Origin of the sequence: Pseudonocardia sp. TRM90224 (assembly GCF_021245725.1) — a bacterium.
Classification (GTDB): domain Bacteria; phylum Actinomycetota; class Actinomycetes; order Mycobacteriales; family Pseudonocardiaceae; genus Pseudonocardia.
The window spans coordinates 55,961-69,630 of record NZ_JAJGSX010000023.1; the positions used below are offsets into that span (position 1 = coordinate 55,961).

The 13,670-nt window shown below is 73.3% G+C and carries 13 protein-coding genes; 6 read left to right on the forward strand and 7 right to left on the reverse strand.

Annotated elements, in window-relative coordinates:
• Positions 1-23: 23 nt before the first annotated feature.
• Together LL648_RS27500 and LL648_RS27505 are read right to left on the reverse strand one after the other, a co-directional pair.
• Positions 24-1,721: a dihydroxy-acid dehydratase gene (locus LL648_RS27500; protein WP_232665640.1), complete on the reverse strand. Its 1,698-nt coding sequence runs from the start codon at positions 1,719-1,721 to the stop codon at positions 24-26.
• Between the two features lie 305 nt (positions 1,722-2,026).
• Positions 2,027-3,655 (reverse strand): glycoside hydrolase family 13 protein, encoded by a 1,629-nt coding sequence (locus LL648_RS27505; protein WP_232665641.1) that lies wholly within the window; start codon positions 3,653-3,655, stop codon positions 2,027-2,029.
• Positions 3,656-3,739: 84 nt separating this feature from the next.
• Here LL648_RS27505 and LL648_RS27510 point away from each other — a divergent pair, with 84 nt between their 5' ends.
• A complete protein-coding gene (locus LL648_RS27510; protein WP_232665642.1) occupies positions 3,740-4,930 on the forward strand; it encodes an ROK family transcriptional regulator in 1,191 nt (396 codons plus the stop codon).
• Here the strand turns inward: LL648_RS27510 and LL648_RS27515 are convergent.
• Together LL648_RS27515 and LL648_RS27520 are read right to left on the reverse strand one after the other, a co-directional pair.
• On the reverse strand, positions 4,819-6,354 hold the full coding sequence (locus LL648_RS27515) for an isocitrate lyase/PEP mutase family protein (RefSeq protein WP_232665643.1): 1,536 nt from the start codon (positions 6,352-6,354) through the stop codon (positions 4,819-4,821). The genes LL648_RS27510 and LL648_RS27515 overlap by 112 nt on opposite strands.
• Positions 6,355-6,378: 24 nt before the next feature.
• Entirely contained in the window at positions 6,379-7,083 is a 705-nt protein-coding gene (locus LL648_RS27520; RefSeq protein ID WP_232665644.1) for a TSUP family transporter, read from the reverse strand.
• Positions 7,084-7,196: 113 nt separating this feature from the next.
• Between LL648_RS27520 and LL648_RS27525 the strand changes: the two genes are divergently transcribed.
• Positions 7,197-7,556, forward strand: coding sequence for an STAS domain-containing protein (locus tag LL648_RS27525; protein ID WP_232665645.1), 360 nt, complete (start codon positions 7,197-7,199; stop codon positions 7,554-7,556).
• A gap of 17 nt (positions 7,557-7,573) precedes the next feature.
• On the opposite strand, the gene LL648_RS27530 is transcribed toward LL648_RS27525, so the two are convergent.
• Positions 7,574-8,881 carry an MFS transporter gene (locus tag LL648_RS27530; RefSeq protein WP_232665646.1) on the reverse strand — a complete coding sequence of 436 codons (1,308 nt, stop codon included), beginning with the start codon at positions 8,879-8,881 and terminating at the stop codon, positions 7,574-7,576.
• Between the two features lie 218 nt (positions 8,882-9,099).
• Between LL648_RS27530 and LL648_RS27535 the strand changes: the two genes are divergently transcribed.
• The 4 genes from LL648_RS27535 (at position 9,100) to LL648_RS27550 (ending at position 12,051) form a co-directional block, all read left to right on the forward strand.
• The gene (locus LL648_RS27535; RefSeq protein ID WP_232665647.1) at positions 9,100-9,969 is read left to right on the forward strand and encodes a hypothetical protein; all 870 of its coding nucleotides are present in this window, start codon (positions 9,100-9,102) and stop codon (positions 9,967-9,969) included.
• Entirely contained in the window at positions 9,966-10,364 is a 399-nt protein-coding gene (locus LL648_RS27540) for a phage holin family protein (RefSeq protein WP_232665648.1), read from the forward strand. Before LL648_RS27535 ends, LL648_RS27540 begins: the two co-directional genes overlap by 4 nt.
• Positions 10,361-10,795, forward strand: coding sequence for a DUF3618 domain-containing protein (locus LL648_RS27545; protein ID WP_232665649.1), 435 nt, complete (start codon positions 10,361-10,363; stop codon positions 10,793-10,795). Before LL648_RS27540 ends, LL648_RS27545 begins: the two co-directional genes overlap by 4 nt.
• Positions 10,796-10,860: 65 nt before the next feature.
• Positions 10,861-12,051: an alcohol dehydrogenase catalytic domain-containing protein gene (locus tag LL648_RS27550; RefSeq protein ID WP_232665650.1), complete on the forward strand. Its 1,191-nt coding sequence runs from the start codon at positions 10,861-10,863 to the stop codon at positions 12,049-12,051.
• Here LL648_RS27550 and LL648_RS27555 read toward each other — a convergent pair.
• Positions 12,023-12,997 carry an SDR family oxidoreductase gene (locus LL648_RS27555; protein ID WP_232665651.1) on the reverse strand — a complete coding sequence of 325 codons (975 nt, stop codon included), beginning with the start codon at positions 12,995-12,997 and terminating at the stop codon, positions 12,023-12,025. The two genes, LL648_RS27550 and LL648_RS27555, sit on opposite strands and share 29 nt — an antisense overlap.
• Before the next feature lie 20 nt (positions 12,998-13,017).
• On the reverse strand, positions 13,018-13,581 hold the full coding sequence (locus LL648_RS27560; protein ID WP_232665652.1) for a hypothetical protein: 564 nt from the start codon (positions 13,579-13,581) through the stop codon (positions 13,018-13,020).
• Positions 13,582-13,670: the final 89 nt, after the last annotated feature.

Consider the following 13,670-nt stretch of genomic DNA (forward strand, 5'->3'; position numbering starts at 1 on the left):
CCGATGTCGACGATGCGCGCAGGTCAGCGCTGCGGGATGCAGAAGTCCAGGTCGCAGCCTTGGTCGGCACCGGTGACGTGCTGGTGGAACAGCCGCCGGTAGCCCGTGGCGGGACCGGCCGCGGGCGGCGGCAGCGCGGCGCGGCGGCGCTCCAGCTCGGCGTCGTCGACGAGCAGGTCGAGCCGGGAATCGCGCACCGAGAGCCGGATCCGGTCGCCGTTGCGCACGAGCGCGAGCGGGCCGCCGTCGGCGGCCTCCGGCGTGACGTGCAGGACGATCGTGCCGTACGCCGTGCCGCTCATCCGCGCGTCGGAGATCCGGACCATGTCCCGCACCCCCGCCCGCGCCAGCTTCGCCGGGATCGGCAGGTAGCCGGCCTCCGGCATGCCCGCGCCGCGCGGTCCGGCGTGCTGCAGCACGAGCACGTCCGACGGCTCGACGTCGAGGTCGGGGTCGTCGACGCGGGCCGCGAGGTCGGCCAGCGACGTGAACACGACAGCCCGGCCGGTCGTCTCGAACAGCGCCGGGTCGGCCGCGGACCGCTTGATCAGCGCGCCGCCCGGGGCCAGCGACCCGCGCAGCCACACCAGCCCGCCGGTGGCCCTGGCCGGCTCGGCCCGCGTGCGGACGACGGACCGGTCGACCCAGCCGGGACCCGCACCCAGCGTTTCGCCGAGCGTCTCGCCCGTGACGGTCGGCGCCGAGAGATCCAGCAGGTCGCGCAGCTCGTGCAGCACCGCGGGCAGCCCGCCGGACGCGTGCAGGTCCTCCATGTAGTGCTCGCCGGTCGGCTTCAGCTCGACGAGCACCGGCGTGGTCGCGCTGAGCGCGTTCAGCTCGTCGGGGTCGATCGTGATCCCGAGCCGGCCGGCCGCCGCGGTGAGGTGGATCAGCGCGTTCGTCGAGCCGCCGATCGCGAGCAGCACCCGCAACGCGTTGCGCACCGACGCCGGCGTCACGACCTGCGCCGGGGTCCGACCGGCCGCGGCGATCTCCACCGCGGCCGCGCCGGTCGCCTCGGCGATCCGCAGGCGGTCGGCGTGCACGGCGGGTGCCGTCGCGCTGCCCGGCAGCGCCATCCCCAGCACCTCGACGAGGCACGCCATGGTGCTGGCCGTGCCCATCACCGCGCAGGTGCCGGCCGTCGTGGCGAGGTTGCGCTCCACCTCGGCGATCTGCGCAGCGTCGACGTCGCCGCCGCGGTAGCGCGCCCAGAACCGGCGGCAGTCGGTGCAGGCGCCGAGCCGTTCGCCGTGGTGGCGGCCCGTCGACATCGGCCCGGCAACGAGCTGGATCGCCGGGCGGCTCGCCGAGAACGCGCCCATCAGCTGCGCCGGGACGGTCTTGTCGCAGCCGCCGACGAGCACCACCGCGTCCATCGGCTGGGCCCGCACCATCTCCTCGACGTCCAGTGCCATGAGGTTGCGGAACATCATCGCCGTCGGGTCGAGGAAGCCCTCGCCGAGCGAGATGGTCGGGAACCGCATCGGGAGCCCGCCCGCCGCCGTGACCCCGCGGACAACCGACTCCACCAGCTCCGGCTGAGCGCGGTGGCACGGGTTGAAGTCGCTCGCCGACGTCGCGATCCCGATCACCGGCCGCTCCAACGACTCCGGCGAGCGCCCCGTGGCGTGCAGGAACGTGCGGCGCAGGTAGCGGGAGAACTCCCGGTCGCCGTAGTCGGTGAGGCCCCGGTAGACCCCCGCCTCTTCCTCGTCCATCCGCGCGAACCTACGCCGCGAGGCCGCCCGGCAGTCCGAGGTGGGCGTCAGGAAAGTCCGCCATGACCCTCCGGGCCGCCGCGAGGGATGTGAGTCCGTGCTGGGCGCGGCCGGGCCCGCCGGGCGGTCGGGAGTGCCTTGCGCACGCATCCGCGGGGCCGTGCTGGGGCTGGGATGTGTGCGTTGCGCACGCGAGGGCAGGAAAGCCACTTTCAGGCCCTGTGAGGGCAGGAAAGTGGCTTTCCTGCCCTCACCTGCACCCCCGGGGCAGGTGGCCGACCGCTTCGTGGGCCACCAGCCGCGCCCTACCCCTCGGCCGCCACCAGCCACACCGTCGTCTCGCCCGGCAGCTTGCCGTCCTCGACGGGCCCGGAGCTGATCACGACCCGGCCGGCCGGCAGCTCGACGGCCTCGGTGCCGAAGTTGGTGATCGACGTCCAGCCGTTGGGGCGGGCGAACTGCAGGACGGTGTCGCCGTCGTCCCCGGCGCTGTCGGTGATCTCCACGGACTCGGCGGTCTGCAGGCGCCGGCGCGCCCGGATCGCCTCCCGGTAGAACGACAGCGTCGACTCTTCGTCGTCGGACTGCGTCGCCACCGCGAGCCCGGCGAACCAGCCCGGCTGCGGCAGGTGGGCCGGGCCGGCACCGAACCCGAACGACGGGCCGGTCGCCTCCCATGGCAGCGGGACGCGGCAGCCGTCGCGCCCCTTGACGTCGCCGCCCGAGATGGCCCAGACCGGGTCCTGGCGCGCCCCGACCGGTATGTCGGCCACCTCCGGCAGGCCGAGCTCCTCGCCCTGGTAGAGGTAGGTGGAACCGGGCAGCGCGAGCAGCAGCAGCGTCGCCGCGCGGGCCCGACGCAGCCCTCGCTCGAGGTCGGGAGCCGGGTCCTGCCCGCCCGAGCGCAGCCAGGCGGTCTCGTCGGTGCCGGGCGGCAGCCCGTAGCGGGAGCGGTGGCGGATGACGTCGTGGTTGGACAGCACCCAGGTCGATGAGCTGCCCGACGCCAGGTCGAGCCGGCGGTGTTCCTCGATGATCGCGCGGAACGCCGCGGCGTCCCACTGCGCCTGCAGCAGGTCGAAGTTGAACGCCTGGCCGAGGCTGTCCGGGGAGGTGTAGCGCTTGATGCGGTCCGCCGGCACCCACGCCTCGGCGACCGCCATGCGTGGCGGGTCGTACGAGTCGAACACCGCGCGCCACTCGGCGTAGACCTCCGAGAGCTCGTCGCGGTCGTGCAGCCGGTGCGTCCCCGGCACGACGTCCTCGGCGTCCAGCTCCGCCTGCGTCGGCAGCGGCAGCGACATGTCCTTGACCAGCGCCGTTGCGACGTCCACTCGGAAGCCGTCGACACCCCGGTCCGACCAGAACCGCAGGGTGCGCAGGAAGTCGGCGCGCACCTCGTCGTTGGCCCAGTTGAAGTCGGGCTGCTCGGGCGCGAAGAGGTGCAGGTACCAGTCGCCGTCGCCGACCGGCTCCCACGTCGGCCCGCCGAAGTACCCCACCCAGTCGCTCGGCGGCTCCTCGCCGTTCGGACCGCCGCCGCGGCGGAACACGTACCGCTCGCGCTCCGGCGAGCCGGGCCCTGCCGCGAGCGCCGCTCGGAACCACTCGTGCCGGTTCGACGAGTGGTTGGGCACGATGTCGACGATCAGCTTGATGCCGGCAGCGTGCAGCGCGGCCTGCATCTCGTCGAAGTCGGCGAGCGTGCCGAGCTTGGGGTCGACGTCGCGGTAGTCGTCGACGTCGTACCCGCCGTCGGCCAGTGCCGACGGGTAGAACGGGCTCAACCAGACCGCGTCGACGCCCAGGTCACGCAGGTGCTCGACCCTGCTGGTGATCCCGCGGAGATCACCGATCCCGTCGCCGTTCGCGTCGGCGAAGCTGCGTGGATAGATCTGGTAGACGACCGCCTGCCGCCACCACGAGTCCGACATGAACACCCCCGACTAGTTTTGTTGAGGCCCTAAATATAGGCCTTGCGCTAAAGTAGGCCGGGGCTGGCGGAGAGGTCAAGGGACATGACAGGAGCGGTTTCGTCGTCGCGGACGGCACGCGACGCCAACGCGCGGGTCGTGCTCGACCACCTGTGGGACAGCCCCGAGCCGCTGACCGGCACGGACCTCATGGTCGCGACCGGACTGTCGCGCGCGACCGTCCACGACGTCTGCGAGGAGCTCATCGATCTCGGCTGGGCGCGTGAGGCCGAGAACCAGCGTGTGCACGGCGAGTACCGGAAGGGACGCCCGGCGCGCCGCTACGGCTTCGACCCCCACGCCGGCACCGTGCTCGGGATCGACGCCGGCGAGCACCGCGTCCGGGTCCGGCTCACCGACCTGCGAGGCACGCTGCTCGCCGCCGAATCGCGGTCCACGGCCTGCACGCTGCCGACACCGGAGCTGCGGCTCGACATCATCCGGGAGGCCGTCCGCCACGTCGTCGACGAGGCCGGTGCGCCGCGGGTGCTGGCCGCCGTCGTCGGTGTGCCCGCGCCGGTCGACAGCGACGGGCGGGTCAGCTACCACGGCCACTGGTACTGGGAGCTGGTCAACCCCGACGTGGCCGGGCACCTGAGCAGCGCGTTCGGCTGGCCGGCGATCGTCGACAACGACGCGAACCTCGCCGCGCTCGGCGAAGGGTGGCAGGGACACGGCCGAGGGCTGCGCAACCACATCACCCTGCTGGCCGGCGAACGGCTCGGCGCCGGCATCGTCCACGACGGGCAGCTGCTGCGCGGTGCGCGCGGCGGCGCCGGCGAGATGCACTACCTCACGCTCGTCGAGGGCGTCGGCGGGCCGGCCGGGATCGGCGAGCTGGCCCGGGAGTGGGCCCGCGAGGCGCTTGCCGCACCTGGGGCGGAGTCGTCGCTGCAGGCGGTCGACGCGGTCGAGTCCGAGGCCGTCTTCGCCGCAGCGGCGGCGGGCGACGAGCTCGCCGCTGCGGTGATCGATCGCATCGGGGTCCGGATGGCGAAGGTCGTGGCGACGCTCGCCAGCATCGTCGACACCGAACAGGTGGTACTCGCCGGGCGGGTCGCGGAGTCGGCACAACCCATCGCCGACCGGATCGCGCACGACCTCCCCCACTACCTCGCGGCGCCCTACCCCCAGGTGCGCACGTCCGAGCTGGGTGGCGACGTAGTCGCGATCGGGGCGGTGAAGCGCGCGCTCGACCACGTCAGAGCCGGCGCGCTCGGGATCGCACTGCGCTGAGCTGCTGCCAGTGCGCCGGGGCCGCGCGTGCGCCGGCGCCGGACGGGGAACCCCGGCGCATGGACGAACGCGAAGGCCAGGCGAGCGAGCCGGACGACGCCCGGCAGAACGGCGACGATGAGGTGAAGGAAGGTTTCACCGCCGACCTCCTCCGCCAAGCGACGATCACGGGCGAGCCCGGCAACACCGCCGACACCGGCCTGGAGGAACCACCCGCCGCCGGCGCGATGCCAGCGGCCTCCGACGACGACACGTGATGCGTGGCAGCTCCGGAGGGTTGCCAGGAGTCCGCCATGGCCCCCGGGCCGGCCGCGGGCGGTGAATGAACGGCACTTTCGTCCATACCTATTGGACGAAAGTGCCGTTCGTTCGCTTCCCGGCCCGGCGGGCGGGCCACACGCCGGGAAAGCCACTTTCCCGGCGTGTGGGGCCGGGAACGTGGCTTTCCCGGCAACGTGTGCGTCCCGCACCGATCCCGTGTGCACCTGGGATGCACGGACAGCGGCCGTAGGGCGCACGTGCACAGGTTGATGCCTTCGTGCACAAGTTCGAACCTGTGCACGGGGTGGCGAACCTGTGCACGACCAACCCCGCGGCCCGACCCGGGCCGTGACGGCCGGTCGGGATGTGTGTGCGTTGCGCACGCGAGGGCAGGAAAGCCACTTTCCGGCCCTCACAGGGCAGGAAAGTGGCTTTCCTGCCCTCCCCAATCCCGGGGTGACCAGCGCGAACCCCAGCTCGGTGATCCGGGCGAGCGACAGCGGCGGCGTGCGCCCGCCCTCTGCCCAGTTGAACACCAGCGGCGCCACCCCGCGCAGTTCCCTCGCGATGCGCGCGATCTCGTCCTCGCTCACCGGCGCCTCGACGAAGAGCAGGTCGGCGCCGGCGTCCGCGTAGGCGCGGGCCCGGTCCAGCGCGGCGTCCAGCCCTTCCACGGCGACGGCGTCGGTGCGGGCGATGATCACCAGCTCGGGGTCGCGGCGGGCGGCGACGGCGGCCTCGACCTTGCCGACCATCTCGGCGCGAGTGATCAACTCTTTGCCGCTCATGTGCCCGCACTTCTTGGGCGTGACCTGGTCCTCCAGCTGCAGCGCAGCCACGCCCGCCTGCTCGTAGAGCGCAACCGTGCGCAGCACGTTGATCGCGTTCCCGTAGCCGGTGTCGGCGTCGGCGATCACCGGGACGTCGACGGCGGCGACGATGCGCCGGGCGTTGTCGGCCATCTCCGAGCCCGCGAGCAGGCCGACGTCGGGCCGGCCCAGCAGGCTCGCGCTCGCCCCGAACCCCGTCATGTAGACGGCATCGAACCCGGCCTGCTCGACCAGCCGTGCCGAGAGCCCGTCGTAGGCACCGGGCGCGACCAACGGCGCCTCACCTGCCAGCAACGCGCGCAGCCGCGCGGGTGCGCTCACCGGTTCAGCCACTTCCACCTCCGCGTTCATGTGCGATCAGGCGGTGAGGCCACGGACGACGGCGATCATCCCGCCCAACGCCGCCAGCGCAAGCACGATCTGCCGCATGCGCGCCGGCGGCAACCGCCGTGCGACGAGCATCCCGATCGCCCATCCCGCAGCCAGCGCGGCCATCGCGCCGCCGTCGAGCAGCGGGCCGCCGACGGATGCCAGCGCGACCAGGTTGAGCGCGATCCCGAAGACCTGCAGGGTCGGCCGGACGGTTTCTGCGGGCCAGCGCGCGTTGACCGCATAGAGCGCCGCGACCGGGCCGGACATGCCGCCGAGCACGTTCATCGCCCCGCTCGTGGCGCCGGCCACCAGCACCCCCTTCGTGCCGCGCAGCCACTGCAGGCTCAGCCCGACAGCCAGCGCGCCGGCGGCGAGCAGCGTCGTGGCGCCGGCCGCGACCGTCAGCACGCTCCGGTCGAGACCCTGCATGAGCCACGCGAGGCCGGGGGTGAGCACGATCCCCGGAGCCGCGAGCAGCAACCCGTTGCGCAGGCTCGCCTGCCGCCACGTCGGCACCAGCATCGCCACGCTCACCAGGGTCGCCAGCGTGATCACGAGGCGCAGGCCGTCCGACTGGCCCAGCACGGTGATCAGCAACGGCCCGCAGATCAGCGCGAACCCGAACCCCGCGACGGTCTGCGCGACGCTGCCGAGCGCCACGGCCACCAGTGCGACCACGAAGATCACCACCGCGCCCCCACCCCGACTTCTGCGGTCCCGTAGGCCGGGTGGGGCGGTTGGCGGTGTGCGATTGCCACCGTTCGGATGATCACCGGGACGGCCCGGACCACTACGGTGGCGCTGTGCCTGATCATTCCGACGACGCGTTCGCCGCGCAGATGATGCGGCTCGCCGTGACCCGTTCCGGTGCCGCCGCCGTGATCACCGTGACCGGCGAGGTCGACGCGCTCACCGCTCCCGAGCTCAGCAGCGCCGTGGCCGCCGCACCCGTGGCCACCGACCGACTCCTCGTGCTCGACCTGACCGGCGTGACGTTCCTCGGCTCGGCCGGGCTCGCTGTCATCTCCACCGCCGCGGCGTCGGTGTCGGTCCCGGTCAGAGTCGTCGCCGCCACCCACACCGTCACCAGACCGCTCGAAGTCACCGGGCTCGACCAGGTCGTCGAGCTGCACCCCACGCTAGCGTCCGCGCTCACCGCCTGATCGTTCCGCCCCGGCCCTCAGACCGGGGCGGACGTGCGGGTCAGCGTCTGACCGGTGGTCTCCGGCGCGAGTGCCTGCGACACCACCGCACCCACCACGCAGAGGGCGGCGCCGATCATCATCGAGCCGCCGATCCCGATGGTCGAGATGCCGACCGGCAGCAGGAACGTGCCGACGGCCGCCCCGATCCGGCTGAACGCCGACGCGACCCCGACACCGCTGGACCGCACCGATGTCGGGAACACCTCGATGGGGTAGACCGCCGTCAGGTTGCCGGAAAGTGCGTTGAAGAAGGAGAAGAACGCGAAGCAGAGCACGACGACGATCGCCGGAGCGCCGCTCCACAGCCCGACGACGACCAGCGCGGCCGCCATGATCCAGAACGGGCCGATCAGCTGCTTGCGGCGCCCCACCCGCTCGATCGTGAGCATGCCGACCACCGCACCGATCGCAGCGATCGCGTTCGCCGCGATCGTGCTCGCCCTGGTGTCGGCGAGCCCCAGCGCCTCGAAGACCTGCGGGGCGAACGTGAAGATCGCGAAGTAGGGCGCGACGAGGCACGCCCAGAACGTGCAGACGAACACCGTGCGCAGGCGCAGCTCCGGCGCGAACAGCCGAGTCCATCCGCCACCGCTGCGCTCCGACTCGTACTGCTCGGCGCGGAAGAGGGTGTCGTCGCCGAGGTGGCGCTCGATGATCGCGCGGGCTTCCGCCGCCCGGCCTTGCTGCACCAGCCAGCGCGGCGACTCCGGCAGCCCGTAGCGCAGGACCAGCACCACCAGAGCGGGCAGCGCGCCGGTGAGCAGCACCCACCGCCAGCTCCAGCCGGCGAGATCCATCAGGGCGTACGCCGCGACGACGGCCGCGAGGTAGCCGAAGTACCAGTAGACGAGCAGCTTCGACAGGCGCCGCCCGCGGCCACGGCTCGGCGCGAACTCCGCGAGCATCGCCGCGCCGATCGCGTACTCGGCGCCGATCGCGACGCCCAGCAGCAGCCGCACGACGAAGAGCTGCCACGGCTCGGTCACCAGCGCCTGCAGCACGCCCAGCACGACGAACGCGGCGATGTCGACCAGGAACAGCGTTCGCCGGCCGAACCGGTCGGTGAGGTACCCGACGATCGGGGAACCGAGGAAGATCCCGATCAGCGAGGACGCCCCGATCAGTCCCGCCCACAGCGGCGACAAACCCATGCCGGCCCCGATCAGCGGCAGCGTGACGCTCAGGATGCCGAGGTCGTACCCGTCGAGGCCTTCACCCCACGCCGTCGTGAGCGTCAGCCTGCGCAGGAATCCCTGCTCGGGGGGCGCGCTCGGACCTGTCATCGCTGCTCCACCGCGCGGACCTCCACGGGCCGGACGCTAGCCGCACCCGCGCCTCCCCGCATGCGCTGAGTGTTCGGCCGGACGCGCAGCGTCCCCGGATCCGGTGGTTTGCGCCTGGAGGTGTGGTCGACGGCCGACGGTCGGGTACGCGCTGGTGCGGCCCGGACCACCGGATCACCGCGGTGAGGTGGAGCACGACGAGGTGGAGGAGCTGCGTCATGGCGGAGGAGCAGTCCACGTCCCAGGTGGGCGAGAAGGTCGGCGAGGTGGCGCAGGAGGCGCGCAACCAGGCCGGCGATCTGCTGAGCGCCGCGCGGGAGCAGGTCGGCCAGCAGGTCGGCAACGGCTTCCAGCAGGCCGCCGGCGGCCTTCGTGGCCTCGCGGGCGAGCTGCATCGCATGGCCGGGCATCCCGAGGAGCGCAGCGCCGTCGCCGATCTGGCGGAGCAGGCCGCGACCCGGATGGAGGGTGTGGCCGACTGGATCGGCGAGCGCGAACCGGGTCAGCTCCTCGATGAGGCGCGCGCCTTCGCCCGCCGGCGCCCCGGGACGTTCCTGCTCGGCGCCGCGGTTGCCGGCGTGCTCGCGGGCCGGCTCACGCGAGGCGTGTTCGACGCACAGCGCACGGGAACTTCGACGGACGAGCAGCCCGACCAGCCGCCTGCGCCGAACGAACCGGTTCCGAACCAGCCGACGCCGGACCCGCCCGCCCCGAACGAACCGGCACCGACCGAACCGGCGCCGCCAGCTCCGGCACCGCCGGCTCCGACTCCCGGGCCGGCTCCTGGGCCGACTCCTGGGCCGCCTCCCGGGCCGCCTCCCGGGCCGCCTTCGCCGGGTCCGGACCAGCCACCCGCGCCCAGCTACCCGCCCGGCTCGACACCCCCGGGCGTCGAGCCGAACCAGCCGATCCCCCAGCCCGGCGACCCCACGACAGCGGGCAGCCCTGCGGAGAGCGAGGCCACCACGGTCGGCGAGTACGTCGAGGAGCTCGAACGCTCGGCGCCGCAATATGTCCCCGACCAGCACGTCCCCGACCAGCACGAGCCTGCCCACCCGGAGGCCGCCCGTCCGGTGGGGGCGTCGTGACCACTCCCCCGTCCGCACGGCACGCCGCACGGGAGGATGTGCCCGACGTCGCGGCCGTCGGCGACCTGATCGGGAACGTCGCACGCGACCTCTCCACGCTCGTGCGGCAGGAGCTGGCGCTCGCCCGTGCCGAGTTGAAGCAGGAGGCGGCGCGCACCGGCAGGGCCGCGGGCGCGTTGACCGGCGCGGGCGCCGCGGCCGGCTTCGCCGTGCTGTTCCTGTCGCTCGCCGTGTGGGCGGCGCTGGCGAGCGTGATGCACCCGGGCTGGGCCGCGCTCACCGTCGCGGTGCTCTGGACCGGCGCCGCCACGCTGCTCTACGCAGCCGGTCGCGCCCGGCTCCGCGCCGTCCGAACCGGCAACACCCGGCTGAACCCGCCAGGAGGAGCACGATGACCAGCACCGACGACCCCGAACGCATCCGGGGCGACATCGAACGCACCCGTTCGGCGCTGAGCAACGACGTCGACGCGTTGGCGGGGAAGGTCACGCCGAGCAGGGTCGTCAAGCGGTGGACGGACACCGCGAAGGACGCCGTCATGGGCACGGCACAGACGATCGGCAGCGCTCCCGCGATCCGCGAACAGGCCCGTGGCAACCCGCTCGCCGCGGGTCTCATCGCCTTCGGCACCGGGTTGCTGCTCTCGTCATTGCTGCCCTCGACCACACGCGAGCGGCAGGTGGCGGCCGCGGCGGGCGACAAGGCGGGGGCGCTCGCGCAACCGGTCGCGAAGGCCGCCGGCGACGTGGCCGCCGAGCTGCGGGAGCCGGCTCAGCAGGCCGTCGAGTCCGTGCGCTCCACGGTGTCCGACACCGGTGGCTCGTAGAGCCCGGCGTTTCGGACCCCACCGGCGGGGAAGCCTGACGTCCACGCAATCGGAGGAGACGGCAGATGCGAGCGGTGACATGGCACGGCAAGCGTGACGTCCGGGTCGACACGGTGCCCGACCCGGTCGTCAGCGAGCCGACGGACGTGATCGTCCGGGTGACGTCGACCGGGATCTGCGGCTCCGACCTGCACCTCTACGAGGTGCTGGGTCCGTTCCTCGACGAGGGCGACATCCTCGGGCACGAACCGATGGGCGTCGTGGAGGAGGTCGGTGCCGGGGTCACGCAGCTGCGGCCCGGCGACCGGGTGGTGGTGCCGTTCAACGTCTCGTGCGGAACGTGCTTCATGTGCGGCAGCGGCCTGCATTCCCAGTGCGAGACGACGCAGGTGCGCGAGCAGGGCAAGGGCGCCGCCCTGTTCGGCTACACGAAGCTGTACGGGCAGGTGCCGGGCGGGCAGGCGGAGCTGCTGCGGGTCCCGTTCGGCAACACCTTGCCGATCAAGGTGCCGGAGGGGCCACCGGACGACCGCTTCGTCTACCTGTCCGACGTACTGCCCACGGCGTGGCAGGCCGTCGAGTACGCCGCGGTGCCGCCGGGCGGCAGCCTGCTCGTGCTCGGCCTGGGGCCGATCGGCGACATGTCGACCCGGGTCGCGCAGCACCGCGGCACCGACAACGTGATCGGTGTCGACCTCGTCCCGGAACGGCTGGAGCGGGCCCGCGCGCACGGTGTCACCACCATCGACCTGACCGAGCACGGCAAGGACCTCGTGGACGTCGTGCGCGGCCTGACAGGCGGGCGCGGCGCGGACTCCGTGATCGACGCGGTCGGCATGGAGGCGCACGGTTCCCCGATCGGGAAGCTCGCCCACCAGCTGACCTCCTACCTGCCGGGCGCCGTCGCGGCGAAGCTCATGCAGACCGCGGGCACCGACCGGCTCAACGCCCTGTACTCGGCGATCGAGCTGGTGCGCAGGGGCGGGACGATCTCGCTCTCGGGCGTCTACGGCGGCATGGCCGACCCGATGCCGATGCTGACGATCTTCGACAAGCAGATCCAGCTGCGCATGGGGCAGGCCAACGTGCTGCGGTGGGTGCCGGAGATCCTGCCGCTGCTGACCGACGACGACCCGCTGGGCACGGAGTCGTTCGCCACCCACCACCTCCCGCTCGAAGCCGCCCCCGAGGCCTACGCCACGTTCCAGGCCCGGTCGGACGGCATGATCAAGACCTTGCTCCGACCCGCCGCCTGACCAGTGCCGCCGCGGCGGCGACGGCCAGCAGCGCGCCGGTCCCGCGGAGCCGCTCGCGGGCGGCGCCGCGCCAGCCGCCGTGAACGCGTCCAGGGGCGGGGCGGTAGAGGTTGCCCGACGTCGGGTCGGCCGGTTCGGTGCGGGAGAGGCAGAGCCGATCCATGTCCTCGGCGAGCAGGCGTTCCGCAGACGCCGGCCAGACCCGGTGCTGCCAGACGAACAGCCTCCCGAGCACACCACCTGCGATCACCTCCCGGCGTGGCCTGCGCAGCACACCTGTGATCGTCGCGGCCACCCGCTCCGGCGTGTAGACGGGCGGGATGGCCCGCGCGGAACGGCCCGAGTGGTTGGCGGCGTTGGCGAAGATCGGCGTGTCGATCGCCGCGGGCAGCACGGTGCAGACGTGCACCCCTCGTGCGCCCGACAGCCGCAGCTCCTGGCGCAGCCCCAGCCCCAGCCCGCGCACGGCGAACTTCGCCATCGTGTAGGCCGAGCTGTACGGTGCCGCGACGACACCGAGGATCGAAGAGACGTTCACGATGATCCCGCCACCCTGACCGATCATGCGGGGCAGCGCGGCTCGGCACCCGTGGACGTAGCCCATCAGGTTGACGTCGAGCACCCGTCGGATGTCGGCCAGCGGGATGTCCTGGAACGCCCCGAACACCATCACCGACGCGGCGTTGACCCACGCGTCGAGGCGGCCGTGCAGCTGCACCGCCCGCTCGGCCACACCGTCGACGGCGTCGGCGTCCACCACGTCGACCGCCACCACCTCGGGCCGGTGGCCGTGCTGGGCGCACTGGGCGGCGACCTCCACCAGCCCGTCGCCGTCCCTGGCGACGAGCACGAGCCGGGCCCCGGCCCGCGCCAGGGCCGAGGCCGTTGCCCGTCCGATCCCGCTGGTCGCGCCGGTGATCACCACGACGCTGCTCTCGATGCGCACCCGTCGGGGTACCCCGGACGTCAGGCAGCCACCGCCGTGCCGCCCGCCGAGTCCCGGGGTGGCGATGGCCGGCCGATTTCCGCACCGCGACGCAGCTCCGCGCGCACCGCGTCGCGCCGAACGCGGTACTGCTCGACCAGCCGCTCCGCCGCCCGCAGCTCCGCGCGGGCGCCGCGGGCGGCTGCCGTCGCAGACCGCAGCGCGCGGGTCGCCCGGACGACGTCCTCGGTGGTGCGGACGCGGGCCGCGATCCGCGCCGCCTGCTCCGTGCGGACCGCCCAGCCCAGCAGCACCAGCGCCCCGGCCGGCGGGAGCACCGCGAACGGGCCCGGGAGGAACGTCACGAACCCGATCAACGCGAGCCCGAGGAGGCCGAGGACAGCGCCTGCCCCGCCCACGACGCAGGCAGCGGCCTGCAGCGCGGCCCGCCAGGTGCACGGCCGCTCGACGGTCGCTGGGCCGCGCAACTGTTCGGCGGCCTCCCGCGCGGACTGCTCGGCCTCCGCCACGTCGATCGCGAGGCGCCACACGCGGCACCGGACGGCCGCGAGCGCCCTGGTGAGGTCGGCGACGGTGGCAGGCACGTCGGCGTCTCCTCTTCCCATCGCCGTACCTCCGGTCCCTCGCAGCACTGGTGCATCCGGACTACCCCGCACGCCCGGACGGACCAACA